At 66.0% G+C, this 20,284-nt stretch carries 19 protein-coding genes and 1 pseudogene; 12 read left to right on the plus strand and 8 right to left on the minus strand.

Going from position 1 to position 20,284, the window contains the following annotated elements:
- Positions 1-125 precede the first annotated feature (125 nt).
- The 8 genes from gmd to ASD38_RS12560 are packed head-to-tail and all read left to right on the plus strand — an operon-like array spanning position 126 to position 8,765.
- On the plus strand, positions 126-1,202 hold the full coding sequence (gmd, locus tag ASD38_RS12525) for a GDP-mannose 4,6-dehydratase (RefSeq protein WP_056440040.1): 1,077 nt from the start codon (positions 126-128) through the stop codon (positions 1,200-1,202).
- A complete protein-coding gene (gene fcl, locus ASD38_RS12530) occupies positions 1,192-2,151 on the plus strand; it encodes a GDP-L-fucose synthase (protein WP_056440038.1) in 960 nt (319 codons plus the stop codon). The genes gmd and fcl overlap by 11 nt, the downstream gene beginning before the upstream one ends.
- On the plus strand, positions 2,141-2,914 hold the full coding sequence (locus ASD38_RS12535) for a WecB/TagA/CpsF family glycosyltransferase (RefSeq protein WP_056440036.1): 774 nt from the start codon (positions 2,141-2,143) through the stop codon (positions 2,912-2,914). Before fcl ends, ASD38_RS12535 begins: the two co-directional genes overlap by 11 nt.
- Positions 2,915-2,963: 49 nt before the next feature.
- Complete coding sequence (locus tag ASD38_RS12540; RefSeq protein ID WP_082560747.1) at positions 2,964-3,905, plus strand: glycosyltransferase family 2 protein; 942 nt, start codon at positions 2,964-2,966, stop codon at positions 3,903-3,905.
- Positions 3,905-5,017, plus strand: coding sequence for a glycosyltransferase family 4 protein (locus tag ASD38_RS23930; RefSeq protein WP_056460402.1), 1,113 nt, complete (start codon positions 3,905-3,907; stop codon positions 5,015-5,017). The genes ASD38_RS12540 and ASD38_RS23930 overlap by 1 nt, the downstream gene beginning before the upstream one ends.
- Positions 4,992-6,470: an O-antigen ligase family protein gene (locus tag ASD38_RS12550; RefSeq protein ID WP_162250229.1), complete on the plus strand. Its 1,479-nt coding sequence runs from the start codon at positions 4,992-4,994 to the stop codon at positions 6,468-6,470. The genes ASD38_RS23930 and ASD38_RS12550 overlap by 26 nt, the downstream gene beginning before the upstream one ends.
- On the plus strand, positions 6,457-7,314 hold the full coding sequence (locus tag ASD38_RS12555) for a glycosyltransferase family 2 protein (RefSeq protein WP_156390691.1): 858 nt from the start codon (positions 6,457-6,459) through the stop codon (positions 7,312-7,314). The genes ASD38_RS12550 and ASD38_RS12555 overlap by 14 nt, the downstream gene beginning before the upstream one ends.
- Positions 7,311-8,765 carry an MOP flippase family protein gene (locus ASD38_RS12560; RefSeq protein ID WP_056440027.1) on the plus strand — a complete coding sequence of 485 codons (1,455 nt, stop codon included), beginning with the start codon at positions 7,311-7,313 and terminating at the stop codon, positions 8,763-8,765. The genes ASD38_RS12555 and ASD38_RS12560 overlap by 4 nt, the downstream gene beginning before the upstream one ends.
- Here the strand turns inward: ASD38_RS12560 and ASD38_RS12565 are convergent.
- The 3 genes from ASD38_RS12565 to ASD38_RS12575 form a co-directional block, all read right to left on the minus strand.
- Complete coding sequence (locus tag ASD38_RS12565) at positions 8,762-10,663, minus strand: hypothetical protein (protein ID WP_156390692.1); 1,902 nt, start codon at positions 10,661-10,663, stop codon at positions 8,762-8,764. The two genes, ASD38_RS12560 and ASD38_RS12565, sit on opposite strands and share 4 nt — an antisense overlap.
- Before the next feature lie 97 nt (positions 10,664-10,760).
- Positions 10,761-11,168, minus strand: coding sequence for a hypothetical protein (locus tag ASD38_RS12570; RefSeq protein ID WP_156390693.1), 408 nt, complete (start codon positions 11,166-11,168; stop codon positions 10,761-10,763).
- A gap of 46 nt (positions 11,169-11,214) precedes the next feature.
- Positions 11,215-11,844, minus strand: coding sequence for an exopolysaccharide biosynthesis polyprenyl glycosylphosphotransferase (locus ASD38_RS12575; RefSeq protein WP_056461408.1), 630 nt, complete (start codon positions 11,842-11,844; stop codon positions 11,215-11,217).
- A 497-nt stretch (positions 11,845-12,341) separates the two neighbouring features.
- Between ASD38_RS12575 and ASD38_RS12580 the strand changes: the two genes are divergently transcribed.
- Positions 12,342-13,619, plus strand: coding sequence for a UDP-glucose dehydrogenase family protein (locus ASD38_RS12580; RefSeq protein ID WP_056460404.1), 1,278 nt, complete (start codon positions 12,342-12,344; stop codon positions 13,617-13,619).
- On the plus strand, positions 13,616-14,593 hold the full coding sequence (locus tag ASD38_RS12585) for an NAD-dependent epimerase/dehydratase family protein (RefSeq protein ID WP_056460406.1): 978 nt from the start codon (positions 13,616-13,618) through the stop codon (positions 14,591-14,593). The genes ASD38_RS12580 and ASD38_RS12585 overlap by 4 nt, the downstream gene beginning before the upstream one ends.
- On the opposite strand, the gene ASD38_RS12590 is transcribed toward ASD38_RS12585, so the two are convergent.
- From ASD38_RS12590 to ASD38_RS12610, 5 genes are all read right to left on the minus strand, one after another.
- A complete protein-coding gene (locus ASD38_RS12590) occupies positions 14,590-15,486 on the minus strand; it encodes a DMT family transporter (RefSeq protein WP_268761000.1) in 897 nt (298 codons plus the stop codon). The two genes, ASD38_RS12585 and ASD38_RS12590, sit on opposite strands and share 4 nt — an antisense overlap.
- 49 nt (positions 15,487-15,535) lie before the next feature.
- On the minus strand, positions 15,536-16,423 hold the full coding sequence (locus ASD38_RS12595; RefSeq protein ID WP_056440019.1) for an SDR family NAD(P)-dependent oxidoreductase: 888 nt from the start codon (positions 16,421-16,423) through the stop codon (positions 15,536-15,538).
- 111 nt (positions 16,424-16,534) lie between these two features.
- Positions 16,535-16,732, minus strand: a complete 198-nt coding sequence (locus ASD38_RS12600; protein WP_056440017.1) for a hypothetical protein — start codon at positions 16,730-16,732, stop codon at positions 16,535-16,537.
- Positions 16,729-17,646 (minus strand): WecB/TagA/CpsF family glycosyltransferase, encoded by a 918-nt coding sequence (locus tag ASD38_RS12605; protein WP_056460409.1) that lies wholly within the window; start codon positions 17,644-17,646, stop codon positions 16,729-16,731. Before ASD38_RS12605 ends, ASD38_RS12600 begins: the two co-directional genes overlap by 4 nt.
- A gap of 207 nt (positions 17,647-17,853) precedes the next feature.
- Complete coding sequence (locus ASD38_RS12610; RefSeq protein WP_056460411.1) at positions 17,854-18,852, minus strand: NADPH:quinone oxidoreductase family protein; 999 nt, start codon at positions 18,850-18,852, stop codon at positions 17,854-17,856.
- Between the two features lie 69 nt (positions 18,853-18,921).
- On the opposite strand from ASD38_RS12610, the gene ASD38_RS12615 reads away from it, so the two are divergent.
- Together ASD38_RS12615 and ASD38_RS25120 are read left to right on the plus strand one after the other, a co-directional pair.
- Complete coding sequence (locus tag ASD38_RS12615) at positions 18,922-19,800, plus strand: isoaspartyl peptidase/L-asparaginase family protein (protein WP_056440011.1); 879 nt, start codon at positions 18,922-18,924, stop codon at positions 19,798-19,800.
- Between the two features lie 333 nt (positions 19,801-20,133).
- Positions 20,134-20,235, plus strand: a pseudogene (locus ASD38_RS25120) (hypothetical protein); the annotation flags it as partial.
- Between the last annotated feature and the right edge of the window lie 49 nt (positions 20,236-20,284).

Here is a 20,284-nt window from a genome sequence, read left to right on the forward strand (position 1 = left end):
TGTTGGCGATTGCGCGAATTGGTCCTAATACGCGTGCACCGCAACAAAGGCTCGCTTAGCCGAGCTTACTCGGCTATTCGGCGCGAGCCGATGGATCCGGCTGCGACTGTGTTTACGGGGGCGATATGAGTAAGAGTGATAGCGGCAAGGTCGCGCTCATCACGGGCGTGACGGGCCAGGACGGCGCTTATCTGTCAGAACTCCTGCTGTCGAAGGGGTATACGGTTCACGGTGTGAAGCGTCGCTCGTCGTCGTTCAACACCGGCCGTATTGAGAACCTGTACCAGGATCCGCACGAGAAGGATCAACGGTTCATTCTCCACTACGGCGACATGACCGACAGCACCAACCTGATCCGGATCGTGCAGCAGACCCAGCCGGACGAAATCTACAATCTGGCCGCCCAGAGCCACGTGGCGGTCAGCTTCGAGACCCCCGAATACACCAGCAACGCCGACGGCACCGGCACCCTGCGCTTGCTTGAGGCGATCCGCATCCTGGGCCTGGAAAAGAAAACCAAGTTCTACCAGGCCTCGACCTCGGAGCTCTATGGCCTGGTGCAGGAAGTGCCCCAGAGCGAGAAGACGCCGTTCTATCCGCGCAGCCCCTACGCCGCGGCCAAACTTTATAGCTATTGGATCGTGGTGAACTACCGCGAGGCCTACGGCATCCACGCCAGCAATGGCATTCTGTTCAATCACGAGAGTCCGCTGCGCGGCGAGACCTTCGTCACCCGCAAGATCACCCGCGCCGTCGCGGCCATCAAGCAAGGCTTCCAGGACAAGCTCTATCTGGGCAACCTCGAGGCCAAGCGCGACTGGGGCCACGCCCGGGAATATGTCCGCGGCATGTGGTTGATGTTGCAGCAGGAAACAGGCGACGACTATGTGCTGGCCACCGGTGAAACCACCATGGTGCGCGATTTCGTGACCAAGGCCTTCTCCGAAGTCGGCGTGACCCTGGCCTGGTCGGGCAAAGGCGTCGACGAGAAGGGAACCTGCACGCAGACCGGCAAGGTTCTGGTCGAGGTCGATCCGCGCTATTTCCGCCCCACCGAGGTCGAACTGCTGATCGGCGATCCGACCAAGGCCAAGGAAAAGCTGGGCTGGGTCCACGAAACCAAGTGGGAGCAGCTGTGCGCCGAGATGGTGGCGGCCGACATGATCGCCGTGGCCAAGGAGCAGCGCCGCAATGCCGAGTGAGGGGCCGAATGACGTGATCTTTCCCCTCGGGGGCAAGCGCGTCTGGGTGGCCGGCCATCGGGGGATGGTCGGCTCGGCCATCGTCCGCCGGCTGGCCTCCGAAGGCTGCGAGGTGATCACGGCCGGACGCGAGGTCGTCGATCTCAAGCGCCAAGACCAGGTCCAGGCCTGGATGGCCAGGGAAAAACCCGACGCCATCTTCCTGGCGGCGGCCAAGGTCGGCGGGATCCTGGCCAACGACAGCTTTCCGGCTGATTTCCTCTACGACAACCTGATGATCGAGGCCAACATCATCGAGGCCGCCCACGCCCAAGGCGTGGCCAAGTTGGTGTTCCTGGGCTCATCCTGCATCTATCCCAAGTTCGCCGAGCAACCGATCCGCGAGGACAGCCTGCTGACCGGCGCGCTGGAGCCGACCAACGAGTGGTACGCGATCGCCAAGATCGCCGGCATCAAGCTGGCCCAGGCCTATCGCAAGCAGCACGGCGACGACTTCATCAGCGCCATGCCCACCAACCTCTACGGCCAGGGCGACAACTTCGACCTCAATTCAAGCCATGTGATGCCGGCCCTGATGCGCAAGGCGCACGAGGCCAAGCTGGCTGGCGCCGACAGCATCACCATCTGGGGCACCGGAACCCCGCGCCGGGAGTTCCTCAACGCCGACGACTGCGCGGACGCCTGCGTCTTCCTGATGAAGACCTATTCGGACTTCGAGCACGTCAATGTCGGCTCGGGCGAGGACGTGACGATCCTGGAACTGGCCCAGCTGGTTTGCGAGGTCGTCGGTTTCAAGGGCGACATCGTCACCGATCCCTCCAAGCCCGACGGCACGCCCCGAAAGCTGATGAGCGCCGACAAGCTGCGCGCCATGGGATGGTCGCCGAGCATCGCGCTGCGCGATGGGATCGCCGAGACTTATCAGTGGTTCCTGGCCCATGACCGCTGAACCCACGCTGCAGTCCTATGACGTTCTGGGCGTTCAGGTCAGCGTCACCACCCTGACCACCGCCTCCACCGCCATCCACGCATGGGCGAAGGACAAGACCAGCCGCTTCGTCTGCATTCGCGATGTCCACGGCATTATGCAGGCCTATGACGATCCGGAGCTGTCGGAACTGCACAAGAGTGCGGCGATGGTCACGCCGGACGGCATGCCGCTGGTGTGGATCGGCCGCCGGGCGGGCCTCCCTGTCGAGCGCACCTGCGGCCCCGACCTCATGGACCGCGTCTTGTCGGACTCGGCGACCTCGGGGCTGCGGCACTACTTCTTCGGCGGCAAGCCGGGCGTGGCCGAACGCCTCAAGGCCGTTTTCGAAGATCGGTATCCCGGCCTACGGGTCGTCGGAGCCTCGACCCCCCCGTTTCGCGAACTGACCGACGAGGAGCTTCAAGCGGTCGCGGCGGAGATCAGCGCCAGCGGCGCGGATGTCGTGTGGATCGGACTGTCGACACCGAAGCAGGAATTCCTGATGCGCCGGCTCGTCGCGCACACCTCCACCACCTTGATCGGGGTGGGCGCGGCCTTCGACTTTCACACCGGCGCGGTGAAACGCGCGCCGCGCTGGATCCAGAAGGCAGGGATCGAGTCCCTGTTTCGACTGGCCAGCGAACCTCGCCGTCTTTGGCGGCGCTATCTGATCATGGCCCCGCGCTTCGTCTTTCTCATCGCCCGGCAGAGCGCCGGCAGGCTTCTTCACTCACGACGATAGCGCCGGACGATCAGGACTTCGCTCACCTAACCTTTTTTGGATCCAAGACATGGCTTCCGGCGCACCAACAGTCAGCGTGATCATTCCCACGCGGAATCGCGCCGATCTTGTCTGCCGCGCCGTCAGAAGCGTGCTGGTTCAGTCGGTTTCGAGCATCGAGATCATCGTATCGATCGACGGGCCCGACCCTGTGACCGAGGCTGCCCTGGCGCAGATCCACGACCCACGCCTTCGCGTGATCGTCGCGCCGGAATCGAAAGGCGCTCCAGCGGCGCGCAACCGCGGCTTCGAAGCCGCGACCGGCGAGTGGATCGCGCTTCTCGACGACGACGACGAATGGATGCCCACGAAACTCGAACGCCAACTCGAAATCGCGGCCCGCTCGTCCTTTGCGCTTCCCATCATCGCCAGCAGCCTTATCGCGCGGAGCCCGTCCGCCGACTACACATGGCCGCGGGAGGTTCCGTCGCCAGCGGTGCCGATCTCGGAATACATGATGGTCCGCACCGGCCTGTTTTCCGGCGATCGCGTCATCCAGACATCGACGGTCATGGCGCGTCGGGCGCACTTCACCCAAGTCCCTTATCTGGTCGGCCTCAAGAAGCACCAGGACTGGGACTGGCTGCTGAAAGCCCTGGCGATCGAGGGCGCCGGCCTGGAGTTCGTGCCCGAGGCGCTGACTGTCTGGTACATTGAGGAAAACCGTCCGGGCATCACCGCCTCGAACGACTGGCGCGCCTCGCGAGAATGGGCTCTCTCTGTCCGGGACCTGATCACCGACCGCGCCTACGCCGCCTTCCTGCTGCTCTATGTGGGCTCGATGGCCGCCCGCACCGGCCAGCGCGACAGCCTGCGGCCGATCTTGTCCGAGGCCCTGGCGACCAAGGCCTTCGCCTGGCGGCACATCGCCATCTACCTGTCGCTCTGGATCATCCCGCCCTCGACCCGCCAGCGGCTGCGAGGTCTCGTTCATGGACGCGCGGTGACTTGATGCGCATTCTGATCTACGCGTTGCAGCGCTCGACCGCGCCTACCGGCCTTTGCCGTTACACCGCCAACCTGGTCCACGCGCTCAAGCAAAGCCCGCTCCACCCCGAAATCGACCTGATCATCGGCAGCTGGCAGCGGGACTATTATCGCGAGATCTTCAACGTAGACGCCAGTCTCGCCACGATCATCGAGCCGCCAATCAAGAACGACCTGGTCGGTCGATATGTTTGGCCCGTCCTCAACCTCGGCAAGCTCGCGCGGCGGCGGGGAGCGGATATCGTCCATTTCGCGGCCCCCTCCGCGTTCGCGCGATCCCTGATCGGCGTTCCGGTCGTTACCACCGTGCACGACCTGTACGCCTACAGCCATCCGGAAGTCTTCAAGCTTCCCAACCGCATCCTCAACCGCGCGGTGCTGGCCAACGCGATCACCAACAGCGACGCCACGCAGGTCATCTCGGCCTGCACCAAGGAGGAAATGGCGCGACTCTTCCCCGACGAGATGACTCGCGACCACCGCATCATCTATCAGCCGGTCACGGTGCTTTCTCCCGATCCCGGCGCGGCTCCGCGCCGCCCCTACGTCCTGTGCGTCGCCGGCCACCGCAAGCACAAGAACATGCCGCTGGTGATCGACGCGATGCGTGTCCTGATGGACCGCGGCTCGCTGTCCGCCGACACCGCCCTGGTCATTGTCGGCGAGCGCGCGACGGAAACGACGGCGATCGAAGACGCCGCGACCCGGCAGGGCGTCACCCTTGAATTGCTGTCCTCTGTCTCGGACCAGACGCTGGCCAATCTCTACGGCGGATGCCTGGCGTTCGTGGTGCCTTCCGAGGCCGAGGGCTTCTGCCTGCCGCTCGTCGAGGCCCTGATGCACGGCCGGCGCGTGGTCTGCTCCGACATCCCCATCTTCCACGAAGTCGGCCGGGACGCCTGCGCCTTCTTCAGCCTGGCCGGCGACAGGACAACGCACCTCGCGGACGCCCTGCAGAACGTGTTGACCCAGCCCGAACCGCCTCGCGAGGAGCGTCGCTTCAGTTCCGCCCTGTTTGCCGAGGAGTGCGCCGCCAGCTATGCGAGCGTCCTTGAGGCCGCGAAGCCTGGCCCATGAACCGAAACTCTTAAACCAGACAACGCTAGCCTACACGCCTGAAGCCGCAGCACTGGATTTGTCCGCCCGAATGTCCTTTCCGTCTCAGCCATCCCCCTCGCGCGCGCCAACACACGCAGCCCCAGGCGGAACAGCGTTCAATAGGGTCGAGAAGGGTCTCGGCTCGGGCTACACGCGCGCTTCGATCGTCGCCATCGTCCTGGCCCTCCTGGCGGCCAAGGCGTTCCTCTATTTCGCTGTGTCGACGGCGCAGGACCCCGTTCCCTACAACAATCCGCTGGCCGGCCAGATCATCGGCAACCTGACCCGCCTGTTCCTGTTGTTTGGGCTCCTGATGTTCGTCCGCTTTGGAAGCCTCCAGCTCCTTCTGCGGGAACGTCTGCTCAGCGCGCTGTTCGCGTGGTGCGTCCTGTCGGTCGCGTGGTCGGTCTATCCGAAAGGATCGGCCGTTTCGGTCTACCGCCTCGTTCCATTCATACTGGTGGGCCTCTGGGTCATCTCGGATAGCAAGTCCTCGACCATCTTCGAGAAGATGCACCGGCTGTGCCGGGCCATTCTCTACATCAACATCGCCTCGATGTTCCTGTTCCCGCCGTTCGCCTTCATGCAGGGCATCCACGAAGGGGCGTTGCGGGGGGTGTTCCAAACCAAGAACGTCCTTGGCTTGAACCTGGCGCTCTGCCTGTCCCTCTTCGTACCCGCGCTCCTGCAGCGCAGGACCTCGCTGCGCATATTCGACATCGTCGCGACCCTGGTGCTGCTGATCTTGGCCCGATCCGTGACGTCGGTCATGTGCGCCGCGGTCATCTTCGGGATCACGGCCGGCACCATGGCCATCCGTGGGCTCACCCCTCGACGCCACATGCGCATCGCCTTCACCATGGTGCTGGTGGTGATCCTGCCGGCGCTGTTCGCGATCCTGCTGCCCCTGGTGGAGAACTTGCTCGTCTTCTTCGGACGCGACCTGACCTTCACCGGCCGCAGCACGATCTGGAGCTTCGCGATTGACGCCATCCACCATCGTCCATGGTTCGGCCACGGCTTCCGGGCGTTCTGGCAGGACCCCCAGAGCACGATCGTCGGGCGCGGAGTGATCTTCTTCGCTCACTCCCACAACGGCTACATCGACGCCTGGCTGGACGGCGGCGTCTTTGAATTCCTGCTGTTGATCGCGGTCTTCGCATCGCTGGCCTACCGAGCCGTGATCACCGCTCTGAACGAAAAGGCCAAGCTCAGCACGAACGCCTTTCCCATGCTGGTGATCATGACCGTGATCACTCACAATCTGGCCGAAACCAGCTTCCCGTTCGACGTCTACATCATCCCGGTCTTCGTCATCGCCGCCAGCGTATTCTGTCGCCTGGAGGCCCAGGCTTCAGCGAAGGCCAAGCCCATTGCTCGATCCAAAACCAAGGCGGTCTTTGCAGGGAGACAGGCTCATGCCAGGTCTTGATCTTCGCGAGGTGCTTCAGCGGGCCAAGGCCGCCGCCATCGCACAAGTCCACGAAATACGGCTCAGTCTCTTTCCCTCGGCGGTCAAGGCCTCGCCCCACGGCCTGCCAGGCCGCCTAGTCGTCTCTCTCACCTCGTTTCACGCGCGTTTCCATACGCTGCACCTCACGCTTCGTTCGCTGCTGCAACAAAGCTTGAAGCCCGATGAGGTGGTTCTCTGGGTCGGCCACGCGGACTTCGAGCGACTGCCGAAGAAGGTGCTGGATCTGCGCCGGCTGGGCCTGACCATCAGCAGTTGCGAGGACATCCGCTCGTACACCAAGATCATCCCGTCCCTGCGGACCTATCCCGACGCCTTCATCGTCACGGCCGACGACGACGTCTACTATTGGGACGACTGGCTGAAGGAATTGGTCGAGAGCTACGATCCCGCCAGCCGCCTCATTCCCTGTCACCGATGCCATCTGATCCGCACAGACGCCCAGGGCCTTCCCCTGCCCTACCTGCAATGGGAACTGCAGCTGGATCGACCACTGGCCTCGCCGCTGGTGTTCGTGACCGGCGTGGGGGGCGTGCTCTATCCGCCCGGCAGCCTGCATCCTCAGGTGCTCGACGAAGCCCAGTTCCGTTCGCTTTGCCCGACGACTGACGACGTCTGGCTGTATTGGATGGCGCGCAAGGCGGGCTGGGAGTTCCGGCAGATCGGTCGTCGCCGACGCGTGCTCAATTGGAATGGCTCACAGAAGATGTCGCTCATGGCAACGAACGTTCCCGAGGGCGGCGGCAATGACCAGCAGCTCGGAAACTTGATCCGCACCTACACCTGGCCTCCGGTGACGACGTGAACGCGCGCGCGCAGGCGTTCGCCGCGGTCCGCTGGGCTTCGATCGGCTCCATCGGTCGGGCCCTGATCGGCTTCGCCCAGCTCGCCGTGCTGGCGCGCCTGATCCCGACGGCGGAGTTCGGCCTCATCGCCTTGGCCCTGGCGGTCGTGAACACCGCGCTCATCCTGGCTGACGTCGGACTGAGCAGCGCCATCATCCATTTCCAAGAGGTCACGGAGAAGGAGCTTTCCAGCCTGTTCTGGCTCAACATCGCCGTCGGCGTGGTCCTGACCCTCGTGCTGGCGGGAACGAGCGTGGCGATCGCCCAGGTCTACGGGCAACCTCGGTTGATCGGCGTCTTCGTCGCGATCAGTCCGCTGTTCGCCTTGACGGCCCTGGGGCAGCAGCAGCGGGCCCTCGCCGAGAAAGCCCTGCGCTTCAATCAGTTGGCCATGATCGAAATCAGCGCCACCGGCTGCGGGTTTCTCGTCGCGATCGCCGGCGCCCTTTCCGGCCTTGGGGTGTACGCGATCGTGCTCAGCCTTCTGACCATCGCCGCCGTCAACTCGGCCCTGGCCTGGGTGGTGCTGAGCCGCACTTGGCGACCCAGCTTCCACTTCAGGCTGGCCGAGACACGGCGTTTCCTGTCCTACGGCGGCTATCTGATCGCCGGCAATCTGGCCAACACCCTGACCATGCAGGGTGATGTCGTGCTGGCGGGCAAGCTCTTTCCCGGCAGCGTGCTGGGTCTCTACAGCCAACCGCGCGAGCTGTGCATGCGCATCATGTTCGTGATCAATCCGATCGTGACCCGCATTGGCCTACCGCTCATCGCGCGCTCGCAGGGCGACCTGCAGAAGGTCAAGACGATCTATCTGAACACCCTGCGCATGACCGCTTCGATCAACTTCCCAATCTATGCGTTTCTGGCGCTGTTCTCGTCAGACGTCGTCCTGTTCATCTTTGGCCAGAAGTGGATCGACGCCGGACCGCTCCTGCGCGCGCTCGCCCTTTGGTGCCTGGTGCGTTCGATCGGCAACCCCGTCGGGAGCCTGCTCAATGCGATGGGGCGCACGAAGCGTGCGCTGATTTCGTCGGTTTGCGTCCTGGCGCTGCTGTATGCGACCGTCCTGTTCTCGTCGCGGGCGGGCATGGTTGGCGTGCCGTATGGCTTGCTGGCGCTTTATGCCGCGCTGATCAGCCCCTTCTGGTTCTTCCTCGTCCGACCCGTCTGTGGTGCGCGCTTCCTCGAGTATCATCGACAACTCGCCGTTCCCGCGCTGACCACGCTGGCGGCCTGCGGCGGGGCCTACTTGGCGACGCTCGAACTGCACGGCGCGTTCCTTCGTCTTTTGGTGGGCGGCATGGCCGGCGGCGCGTCCTATCTGGTCGCCAGCCTGATCATCAACCGCAGCTGGGTGCAGGCGATGATTGAACTGGCGCCCCTCAAGCGGCGGGCGGCGGCGGCCTAGACGCCCGGCGCCGGAGTCGCCGCGCCGATCGATCCGGTCGGGCGGAAATCGTTGCCGCGAAGTTCGTAGGCCGTCGGCGACTTTCCGACCGTCACCCATCGGGGACCCGAGACCCCCCAGATCCGATTGTCGACCACGCTCACGCGGTCGGCGCGAAGTGTGGTCGAAAGCCGAAGGCCGGCAAGCGGCGCGGCGGCGTCCACGCTGATATTGCGAACGACGATCGTTCCCCGGCAATCGATGTCGAGCGCGCTCGCATCGGGTGCCGTCGAGGCAGCCTGGATATCCAGGTCCACAATGGTGACGTTCGCGCAGGGCCGCGCATACTTGTCGGTCAGATAGAGTTTCGACCTGACCACGACCGCCGCGCGGCTGCCGCCGCTCATGGTGATGACGCCGCCGCGAACGGTGAGGTTGCGCGCGCCGGCGCGCGCGACGATCGCCTGCACGGCGCCCTCGAACCGCGGATTGAGCACGAGCAGTCCGTCCGAGCCGCAACTGAAATCCACCTGTATCGAGGCGCCGCCGCCCGAGGGATTTTCGATGATGGTGTCATCGTCGCCCGCGAAGGTGGCGTTGCCGATGTCCCAACCCTTGTCGCCGCCGTGGTTCTGATCGTCGAGAGAACGGAACCGTTTGGCCCCAAAACCATGGGTCTTGTACTGGCCGTTCAGCCCCTGGAAAGCGACATTCCGCGTTGAAAGCGTGTCCAAACTCTGGACGTCGTCGACCAGGTGTCTCAGCTTTCGGCCGACCAGGGTGCGCGCGACGCCGCCGCGACAGCGGTGAAACCTTACGCCATAGCCGTGACCGCCTAACGTAGGGCGAAAAGCGTCCGAAAACTCGCAACGTTCGACGATCGGCGCCTCACAGTGCTGAAAGTAGACCGCCGCCAACTGGTAGCCGCCGGCCCGCACGTTCTCCACGCGCGGGGCCACGGCCAGGGCCACCGCGATCAGGTGGGGCGCCGCGCCCAGCGTTTCGACATCGCCTTTGAACGCGTCACCGGGATCAACCTCCTCCAAGCCGCCGATATTGAGGATCCTGAAGCCCTCAAGAGGCCTTATGGCGAAGATCTTGGCGTCCGGTCCGTATCTGCGCTCCAGCTTGTTGGATAGGACGATGCGATCTCCGTGGACGGCCTTGATGCGATTGATCTCGCCGCGCCCCCGCGCTTTGTAGAAGGCTCCAGGTGCCAGCCCGCTGTTCCAGGCTAACAGACGCACGTCCTGATGAATCCGCACCAATTGACCCACGGCCAGGTTCACGCCCATGCCCGAGGCCACGGAAAGGGTGCCGCTCTCGTCGATGGCGCTTATCGAAATTGGGCCTTCCTCGCGGCCCCTGGCGTGAATTACGGGCGCACCCCTGACTTCGCCCTCGTCAACAAAGGCGGGTCGAGCGAGGATCCGCGCACCGCGAAAATCGAGAACGACCTTGTCGGAGATGACATTCAGGCTCTTTAGGCAATAGGTCGGGCGGCTGCCGTAAATGACCCCACCGCCTCGCGCGCCGATATAGTCGATGGCTGCCTGCCAACCCGCCGTGTCGGCCTCGTAGTCGTCGCCCAGAGCGCCGAACTGCTCCACCCGAGGCCGTGTTTCGGTCAACTCAAACCAGCGACCGTCGGCCGATTGCCGGCGAAAGGCGGTCTCCCCCGAAGCGCTCGTCTCGGCGTACCAGCCGCCCCCCTCGCCCGGGATTGAATGGCCCGTCGTGCGGACAATGTGGCGATCGGCGGGGACTTTCATCGCGCCAATGTCGGAAAACAGGGCGACGCTCATGAAGGCTTCGCCGGCCGCGTTCCGCTGGACTCCGTCGGCGCCAAACGCCCATCCGCCGAAGGCGGTCCAGGGTGCCGCCAGAAGCAAACTGCGGCGCGCAACTCTGTAAGCCAAGATCTTCTTCCCGTCTGAAAGGCGCACTGTTTTTGCGTCTAGAGGACGTTCCTCTTGAACTCAAAACTGGAAAACGGAAGATTTGGCGGATGAAACATCATTCGCCGCGAGCCTGGCATTCGGCCTTGGTCGTTCCCAGCAGCGCTGGGGCCCGTATGGTTCCGACGACGGTCTGATCCAGGCCCACGGCCGACCAGGACTGCGATCCCGATCCAAGCACCGCGCCTGTGACGTCCACGAAGGCGCAGCTGGCTTCGACGCTGGCGAAAACGCGGGGCGTCTTGTTCCTGACACGCACGGTAAAGATGATTTCCTCGCCCTGTGGAAAGCCGCGGCTGACCTCCACTGGCAGGCCGACGGCGGCGCGGACAGTCGTCGGCTTGATGATCTTCGGCGGCGGCTTGGCCAGCCATCCGAAAGGCGCGCCGATCACCAGCCCCAAAACCAGGCCGTGTCGGAAGAAGCGCGAACGCCGAATATCGCGAAGGAAGGATTGTAAACTCATGCGCTCTCGCGACCTCGCACCCGTCTAGGCCGCATCGCTTCGCCGTTCAGTACGCATTCGGGTCGCGCAGAACCAGAGGAACGGTGCGCAGCAGGATGACGATGTCCATCCCCAGCGACCAGCGCTCGATATAGGCGTTGTCGGAAGCGACCCGCTTTTCCATGCAGTCGAGGGTGTGGATCTCGCCGCGATGCCCTTCGACCTGGGCCAAGCCCGTCAAACCGGGGCGAGCGCGGAAACGGCGGCGATAGCCGCTGACCAGGGCCTCGTAGCGTTGATCATGCGACAGGGCGTGCGGGCGCGGGCCGATCATCGACATGTCGCCCTTCAGGACATTGAGCAGCTGGGGCAGCTCGTCGACGCTGGTCTTGCGCAGCAGGGCGCCGACCCGGGTGATCCGATCGTCGTTCTTGGCGGCGTGCTTGATGTCGGCGCCGTCCTCCTGCACCCGCATCGTGCGCAGCTTGTAGATCCAGAACACCCGACCGTTCAGGCCGGTCCGGCGCTGGCGGAACAGGACGGGACCCGGGCTGTCGAGCTTGATCGCGACCGCGGCCATCAGCAGCACGGGCAGGAAGAACAGCAAGGCGAAGGCCGACAAGGCGACGTCGAACAGGCGTTTGGCGCCGCTCGATGCGACAACGGTCGCATCGGCGTCGTTCGCGCAATCCTCGATCCACGCCTCCTCCGCAACAACCGTGCTCGCGGAAGTCGTAGAGTTCGCAAGGTTAACAGCACTGAGTGACATGTTCCGGCCCCCTCGAAACCCTTGACCCCTACTCGTAGCCGCCATCCGTAACACTTCTTTAAGTATGATCAAGAAAACTCTGGCCATAGACGTTCGATTAACGCCGATCGTGCATCTTCTCTGAGCAAGAGAGGTGACGAATGACGGCTGTTCGCGCGACTTTGACGTCGGAATTGCAGGGATTGGGCGGGCGTTCGGCTCGACGTCTTCCTGTAGCCCTCGGTCTCGGCCTCGCCGGACTCGCCAGCGGCGGCCTGTGGGCCGTGATCGTCCTGGCTTGCTTCAAGGCTTTCTGAACACAGTCAGCCAACCCGCGCGGCGCCCTTGTGAATTTTGCATGGCTGGACACCTAAACAGTGTCCGTCGCCACTTCGGTCCGCTAGAACCCAGCCGGCCAAGTTTGAAATGGTCGACGGGAAATCTTCATGCGCGTAGCAATGATCGGCACCGGCTATGTGGGTCTGGTGTCGGGGGCGTGTTTCGCCGACTTCGGGCACGTGGTCACGTGCATCGACAAGGACCCCAGTAAGATCGAGCGGCTGGGCCGCGGCGAGATCCCCATCTTCGAACCGGGCCTCGACGACCTGGTGGCGCGCAACGTGCGCGAAGGCCGCCTGTTCTTCACCCTGGACGGCGCGCAGGCCATCAAGGACGCCGACGCGGTGTTCATCGCGGTCGGCACCCCAACCCGTCGCGGCGACGGCCACGCCGACCTGTCCTATGTCTACGCCGCCGCCGAAGAGATCGCCGGCCTGATCGAGGGCTTCACCGTCGTGGTCACCAAGTCGACCGTGCCGGTCGGCACCGGCGACGAGGTCGAGGCCATCATCAAGAAGACCAATCCGAAGGCCCAGTTCGCCGTGGTCTCCAATCCGGAGTTCCTGCGCGAAGGCGCGGCCATCGAGGATTTCAAGCGTCCCGATCGCGTCGTGGTCGGCACCGAGGACGAACGGGCCCAGGCGGTGATGCGCGAACTCTACCGGCCGCTGTCGCTGAACGAGACGCCGATCGTCTTCACCGGCCGCCGGACCAGCGAGCTGATCAAGTACGCGGCCAACGAGATGGCCGACCTGTGCGAAAAGGTCGGGGCCGACGTCCAGCAGGTGGCCCGGGGCATCGGCCTGGACAAGCGGATCGGCGGCAAGTTCCTCAACGCGGGCCCCGGCTACGGCGGCTCGTGCTTCCCCAAGGACACCATCGCGCTGGTGCGCACCGCCCAGCAGTACGGCGCGCCGGTCAAGCTGATCGAGACCACGGTGGCGGTCAACGACGCGCGCAAGAAGGCCATGGCCGAGAAGGTCGCCGCCGTGCTCGGCACGGACGATCTGACCGGCAAGACGATCGGGGTGCTGGGCGTGACCTTCAAGCCCAACACCGACGATATGCGCGACGCGCCCAGCCTCGACATCCTGCCGGCCCTGTTGGCCAAGGGCGCCCGCGTCCAGGCCTTCGATCCGGAAGGCGCCAAGGAGGCCGCCCACATGATGCCGGGCGTGTCGTTCGTCGCGGGTCCCTACGAGGCGGCCCAGGACGCCGATGCGCTGGTCATCATCACCGAATGGGACCAGTTCCGGGCCCTGGACCTGGAGCGGCTCAAGACCCTGCTCAAGGCCCCGGTCGTCGTCGACCTGCGCAACGTCTACAAACCGGCCGAAATGGTCCGCGCCGGCTTCACCTACGCCTCCATCGGACGCGGCGCATGAGCGACGGACCCGTCATTGTCACCGGCGCGGCCGGATTCATCGGCATGCACGTGGTCGAGCGTCTGCTCGATCGCGGCGAGACGGTGATCGGGGTCGACGTGTTCAACACCTATTACGACCCCGCGCTGAAGGCCGCCCGGGCGGACCGTCTCGACGGGCGGCCGGGCTTCACGATGATCCGCATGGACATCGCCGAGCACGAGGCCTTCGCCGAACTCGTCAGGGCCCACGGCACCAAGCGGATCGTTCACCTGGCCGCCCAGGCGGGCGTTCGGCACTCGATCGACAATCCCTTCGCCTATCAGCGCTCCAACCTGGCCGGCCACCTGTCGGTGCTGGAGGCGGCGCGCCACAACGGCGTGACCCACCTGGTCTACGCCTCCTCCAGCAGCGTCTATGGCGACCGCCCGCTGGCGGGCGAGGGCTTTCGGGAAACCGACCCGGTCGATGCTCCGGTGTCGCTCTACGCGGCCACCAAGCGCGCCGACGAACTGATGAGCATCAGCTACGCCAAGCTCTACGGCTTCCCGATGTCGGCCCTGCGGTTCTTCACCGTCTACGGCCCCTGGGGTCGCCCCGACATGGCCTATTTCGGCTTCACCCAGAAGATCTTCGCCGGCCAGCCGATCGAGGTCTATGGCGAGGGCAAGATGGCCCGGGACTTCACCTATATCGACGATATCGTCGACGGAATCGTCGGCGTGCTCGACCATCCGCCGGCCAAGGGCAAGCATGAGATCTACAATATCGGCGACAACGATCCCGTCGGCCTGATGGAGATGATCACCACCCTGGAGACGGCCCTGGGTCGCGAAGCGGTGAAGATCATGCGGCCGATGCAGCCGGGCGACGTCACGGCGACCTACGCCAATATCGACAAGCTCACGGCCCTGACCGGGTACAAGCCCAAGGTCAAGCTGGCCGAAGGCCTGACGCGGTTCGCCGACTGGTATCGGTCGTTCTACGCCGGCTAGTCGGCCAAGGCCCGCGCCAAGGCCCGGCGCCGCGACAGCTGGTGCTCCCGCCAGCTGATGAACAGGGTCGAGGCCACGACCACCGCCGCGCCGGTCAGCACCGCCAGGCTGGGCGTCTCGTGAAAGAGCGCCAGGCCGGCGATCACGGCGAACACCAGGCGGGTGTAGTCGATCGGCGCCATCACCGCCGCCTCGCCCGCCTCCATGCCCTTGATGTAGCAACCCTGGGTCAGGGTGCCGATCACGCCCATCAGGGCCAGCAGGCCCAGGTCCGGCGGGCTGGGCCAGCGCCAGACGAACAGGGCCGGCGGGATCGAGAAGATCAGCCCCAGCCCCGCCGCGTAGACCAGCAGGGTGAAAGGCGAGTGGTCGCGGGTCATCACCTTCATGCCGGTGATCGTCAGGGCGAACAGCAGGGCCGAGGCCAGGGCGGCGGCCTGGGGCCAGCCCAGCCAGTGGGCCGCCCCGGCGCCGCCCGGCTTCAGCATGATCAGCACGCCGACGAAGCCGACCAGGGCCGCGCCGACGCGCAACGGGCCGACCGGCTCACGCAGCACCAGCGCCGCCAGCGGCACGAGCCACAGGGTGCGAGTGAACGACAGGGCGTTGGCGTCGGCCAGCGGCAGTTCCTGATAGGCGTAGAAGCCCAGGATCATCGCCAGAACGCCGGCGCTGGATCGGAAGATCAGGATGCCGGGCCGCGTGGTGCGCAGGGCGCCGCGCCAGTCCCGGGCCGCCAGAGGCAGCAGGATGAGCGCCCCGGCCAGTTGCCGGTAGAAGGTCTGTAGCGCGGCCGGATAGCCGGCGCCCAGATATTTGATCAGGGTGGTCATGGCGGTGAACAGCACCGCCGAGGCCAGCATCCACAACGCCCCGCGCAGGTTCGGCGTCAGCCGGGCGCCGAAGGCCCGGCCGGCGGCGATCAGGCTCACTGGGCCAGGCTCACTGAGTTTGGGCGGCGACCATGGCCGCTCGCATCTGCTCGGCCTGTTCCGGCGAGATGCCCATGGCCGACAGCAGCGGCGAGGGGGCGGCGCGATCCCAGGCGTGGCGGCCGCCGATCGTGACGCCACCGTCGACCACAAGGTGGGTCCCGGTCACGAATTCGGAGTCGTCGCTGGCCAGATAGAGCGCCGCGCGGGCGATGTCCTCGGGCAGGCCGGCCTTGGGGATCGGCTGGATCCTCGGCCCGACCTCGGCGACCCGGGCCGCCATCTGGTCGGCGACCTCGCGCGGCAGGCCCATCGAGGCGCCGAAGATCGAGGTGGCGATCAGGCCGGGGCAGATGGCGTTGACCCGGATCTTCAGCGGCGACAGCTCGGCCGCCGCGCATTTGCTCATGTGGATCACCGCCGCCTTGGCGGTCGAATAGGCCAGAGGTCCGAAGCCCGCCTGCAGCCCGGCGATCGAGGCGGTGTTGATGATGCTGCCGCCGCCGCGCTCCAGCATCAGCGGCAGGGCGTGCTTCATGCCCAGCACCGGCCCGCGCAGCAGCAGGGCGAAGGTGGCGTCCCAACCCTCGGCGGTCATGTCGGCCACGCCGTTGGGCGCCCCGCCCATGCCGGCGTTGTTGAACAGGATGTCGAGGCCGCCGAAGGCGTCCTGGGCCAGCTCCACCGCGGCGGCGATCTGGCTTTCATGGGTGACGTCGCAGGGCGCGAAGCGGACCTTGTCGGGAAAGCGCTTCTCCAGCATCTGGCCCTTCTCGGCCTGCAGGTCGGCGGCGACGACCCGCGCGCCCTGGGCCACGAACAGCTCCACCGTTCCCAGCCCGATGCCCGAGCATCCGCCGGTGACCACCGCAACCTTGCCGTCCAGACGTCCCGTCATGCGCCGCTCCCTTTTTGGCCGCGCGCGACCTCTGGAGAACGGGCCGCTGCGTCAGGCGCGACTATCCTGGCGCGCCGACGCGCGCCTGGCCAGAAAATAAGTGAACAGCGTTCAGGCTTGCTGGCGGACGGGCGCCGACTGCAGCCGGTTGAACACCAGGCTGAACAGCAGCCAGACCGCGCAGGGCAGCAGCAGGACGGCCCACGCCAGGACGAGACCGGCCAGGCCGCAGACCGCCGCGACGCGTTGCGCGATGCGGGGCCGCTCGACCTTCTCGGCCGGCGGCGGCAGATAAATATTCAAGCTCATCGTCCCCCCAGAACGTCAGAGCGCGCCAATTCAGCCGCCCGTGCGTAGTCCGCGCGGAGGGCTTCGGAGCTTTCGCGGGAAGCGGCCTGTCCCGCAAGCGCATTCCCCAAATCGCGTATGGCCGGACCCAACAGAGCCCACGGCTCCACGCAGTAGCGGGTGAACAGGCGCTGGGGATCGACCATCAGCCGGAACAGCCATTCCATGCCGACCTGCCCCAGCCAGCGAGGCGAGGGACGCTGGACGCCGGCCTCGTAATCGAACGCCCCGCCGACCGTGAAGGTCACGCAGGGACCGAGCTCGGCCCGGTTCTCCAGGACCCAGAGCTCCTGGCGCGGCATGCCCATGCCGACGAGCACCACGTCGGGCCGGTAGGCGTTGATCGCCTCAAGCACCGCCTGGTTCTCCACCGAGCCGGGCGTGACGTCGAAATAGCCGTGATGGGTGCGAAGCTGCGCGCCCGGCCAGTCGGTCCGAATGCGGGCGGTCGCCTTCTCGCCGACGCCCGGGGCGCCGCCGACGAAGAACACCTTCCAGTTCTCCTGGATGGCCCGTTCCCAGAAGGCGTCGCGCCAGTCCAGATAGGTGCAGCGATGGAACCGGCGACTGGCCCGGCCGACGATGCGCGCCCAGAAGATCAGCGGCACCGAGTCGACCTCGATCAGGTCGGACGTGCGGAAGAACTGGGCGACCCTTTCGTCCTTGCGGAGCAGATACAGGCTATGGAGGTTGTGGTTGGCGACCACGGCGCTTTCACGCGCGGCGATCTTGCCGGCCACGAAATGGAACACTTCCTCGGGACGGACCAGGTCCATCGAGCCGCCGAGAACCTGCACGCGCTCTTCCGGGCGGCGGTTCAAACGGAAGTTCTGACGCACCTCTGGAGAGAATGCGTCCCTCGCTGGAAGAAACATCTGGACCCGACTCCGACGACTTGGAGCACAGGTTTACAGGAACAGGCTTAGCCCTTTCCCAAGAAGGATGATTAGCGACGCTTAACCTTGAATTCGAGCGTTGCGGAACAGTTCACCATTTAAACGCCTGGCGACACACGCGGATCTCCACCGCGCCAAGACTTTCGCTTGGACGGCGATGATCCGCATGTGTCGAGGCGACGCGGACTATTCGTTGACGACCACGACCTTGCCCATGGCCTTGCGGCTGGCCAGGTGGGCGATGGCGTCGCCGGCCTTGGCCAGGGGGAAGCGTTCGGAGACGTACGGCTTGATCTTGCCGGCCTGGTAGAGGTCCATCAGCTCGCGGACGTTCTGGGCGTGGCCCTTGGGATCGCGGGCCACCGACGCGCCCCAGAACACCCCGACGATGTCGCAGGACTTCAGCAGGGTCAGGTTCAGCGGGATCTTCGGAATGCCCGACGGGAAGCCGATCACCAGGAAACGGCCGTTCCAGCCCGCCGCCCGGATCGTGGCTTCCGAATAGTCGCCGCCGACCGCGTCATAGGCCACGTCCCAGCCGTTGGGGCCGCAGGCGTCCTTGATCAGGGTCGCCAGGGCCTTCTGGCCGTCCTTGTCGAACGGGCCGCGCGGATAGACCACGCCGGCGTCGGCGCCGTGCTTGACGGCCAGGTCGACCTTCTCCTGGCTGGAGCAGGCGGCGATGACCCGCGCCCCGGCCGCCTTGCCCAGCTCGACGGCCGCCAGGCCCACGCCGCCGGCCGCGCCCAGCACCAGCAGGGTCTCGCCGGCCTTCAGACGGCCGCGGTCCTTCAGGGCGTAATACGAGGTGCCGTAGGTCAGGATGAAGGCGGCGGCCTCGTCGAACGGCATGTTGTCGGGGATCGGCGTGCAGCGGACCGCGTCCAGGGCCACCTGCTGGGCCATGCCGCCGTGGCCGGTCGAGGCCAGCACGCGCTGGCCGACCTTCAGGGCCGTCACGCCCTCGCCCACCGCGGTGACGACGCCGGACACCTCGCCGCCGGGCGCGAACGGCCGCTCGGGCTTGAACTGGTACTTGTCCTCGATGATCAGCACGTCGGGATAGTTGACGCCGCAGGCCTTGATCTCGAGCACCACCTGGCCCGGACCGGCGACGGGGTCGGGAAGCTCCTCCAGCACCAGGGTCTCGGGTCCGCCGACCGCCTTGCTGAGCACCGCCTTCATCTCGCCTCTCCCGTCTTTCTTCGTTAAGAGCGCGGACGCTAGCGCAGGCCGTCCGGCCAAGGAAGCAGAATGTCAAACAAGCGTTTTACTCTCGCCCTGCACGGCGGCGCCGGTCCCAAGCGCGGCCATGACTACGGCGTCGAGATCGCCCACATGCGCGGCCTGGTCGAGGCGGCGCGCGACCGGCTGGCGGCGGGGGCCGGGGCCCTGGACGTCGCGGTCGAGACTGTGGTCGCCCTGGAAGCCTCTGGCCTCTACATCGCCGGCAAGGGCGCCTCGCCCAACGCCGACGGCGAATACGAGCTGGACGCCAGCCTGATGGACGGCGCCACCCTGCGGGCCGGATCGGTGGCGGCTCTGCAGGGTTTCGAAAGCCCGATCCTGGCCGCCCGGGCGGTGATGGAACGCACCCCGCACGTGATGCTGGCCGGCGAAGGAGCCATGGCCTTCGCCCGCGAACAGGGACTGAAAGAGATCGCCGATCCGGCGACCTGGTTCACCCAGGCCGGGGCCTTCGAGGACAACCGGGCGGCGGACAGGCCGCCCACCGGCACCGTCGGCTGCGTGGTCCGCGACGCCGAGGGCCGGCTGGCGGCGGCGACCTCGACCGCCGGGGTGTTCGGCAAGCTGCCCGGCCGGGTCGGCGACAGCCCGATCATCGGGGCCGGGGCCTGGGCCGACGGCCACGCCGCCGTGTCCTGCACCGGCCAGGGCGAGTATTTCATCCGCACCGCCGTCGCCGCCCAGATCGCCCACCGGGTGCGGTTCGGCGGCGAGAGCCTGGAGGCCGCCGCCCGGGCCGCCATCCAGGGCGTGGCCGAGCTGGGCGGCCACGGCGGGCTGATCGCGGTCGACCGGGACGGCGAGATCGCCATGCCCTTCGCCTCCAGCGGCCTCAAGCGCGCGGCGCTGTTGCCCGACGGGACGATCGTGGCGGAGGCGTTTTAGCTCCAGACCCTCCCCCCGTGGGGGAGGCGGCCGAAGGCCGGTGGGGGGAGTTTTGGGATCATCGATCATGGATCTGGCCATCTTCCGAATACTCCCCCCTCCGTCGGCTCCGCCGACACCTCCCCCACCCGGGGGAGGACCTTCGTGCGGCGAACGCTTGCCCCCTACGGACCGCTTCGCGGTCGTCTTCCCCCAGAGGGGGAAGAGGTTCCGCCGCCGGCGCGGCGCGCGCGTCCTCCGCCCCCTATGGGGGCGGACAGGCGGCGAAGCCGCCAGGTGGGGGCAAGTGTTAGCGGGCACGGCGTTGCAAGCTCACGCGGGAACCGCTGAGGGATGGAAAGGGTCGCGGAGCGCCGGACACCGTCCGGAGAACTTTGAACAAGAATACCGTTTCGACGAAGCCCGATCGCTCCGCGCCATCGTTATCCGGAAGCCCGCGACGCTGAGCCCTGTTAGGGCCTCGCCGCCTTGAAGCCTCCGACGG

Source organism: Caulobacter sp. Root487D2Y (assembly GCF_001427165.1).
In the GTDB taxonomy this organism is placed as follows: domain Bacteria; phylum Pseudomonadota; class Alphaproteobacteria; order Caulobacterales; family Caulobacteraceae; genus Caulobacter.

Bases quoted from the DNA above. Each gene is read 5' to 3' on its own strand.
- ASD38_RS12605 (WP_056460409.1), bottom strand. From the start codon at position 17,646: ATGTTTCTTCCAGCGAGGGACGCATTCTCTCCAGAGGTGCGTCAGAAC.
- ASD38_RS23930 (WP_056460402.1), top strand. From the start codon at position 3,905: ATGCGCATTCTGATCTACGCGTTGCAGCGCTCGACCGCGCCTACCGGC.
- ASD38_RS12610 (WP_056460411.1), bottom strand. From the start codon at position 18,852: ATGAAGGCGGTGCTCAGCAAGGCGGTCGGCGGACCCGAGACCCTGGTG.
- ASD38_RS12595 (WP_056440019.1), bottom strand. From the start codon at position 16,423: ATGACGGGACGTCTGGACGGCAAGGTTGCGGTGGTCACCGGCGGATGC.
- fcl (WP_056440038.1), top strand. From the start codon at position 1,192: ATGCCGAGTGAGGGGCCGAATGACGTGATCTTTCCCCTCGGGGGCAAG.
- ASD38_RS12580 (WP_056460404.1), top strand. From the start codon at position 12,342: ATGCGCGTAGCAATGATCGGCACCGGCTATGTGGGTCTGGTGTCGGGG.
- ASD38_RS12615 (WP_056440011.1), top strand. From the start codon at position 18,922: ATGTCAAACAAGCGTTTTACTCTCGCCCTGCACGGCGGCGCCGGTCCC.
- ASD38_RS12555 (WP_156390691.1), top strand. From the start codon at position 6,457: ATGCCAGGTCTTGATCTTCGCGAGGTGCTTCAGCGGGCCAAGGCCGCC.
- gmd (WP_056440040.1), top strand. From the start codon at position 126: ATGAGTAAGAGTGATAGCGGCAAGGTCGCGCTCATCACGGGCGTGACG.
- ASD38_RS12535 (WP_056440036.1), top strand. From the start codon at position 2,141: ATGACCGCTGAACCCACGCTGCAGTCCTATGACGTTCTGGGCGTTCAG.
- ASD38_RS12540 (WP_082560747.1), top strand. From the start codon at position 2,964: ATGGCTTCCGGCGCACCAACAGTCAGCGTGATCATTCCCACGCGGAAT.
- ASD38_RS12570 (WP_156390693.1), bottom strand. From the start codon at position 11,168: ATGAGTTTACAATCCTTCCTTCGCGATATTCGGCGTTCGCGCTTCTTC.
- ASD38_RS12600 (WP_056440017.1), bottom strand. From the start codon at position 16,732: ATGAGCTTGAATATTTATCTGCCGCCGCCGGCCGAGAAGGTCGAGCGG.
- ASD38_RS12585 (WP_056460406.1), top strand. From the start codon at position 13,616: ATGAGCGACGGACCCGTCATTGTCACCGGCGCGGCCGGATTCATCGGC.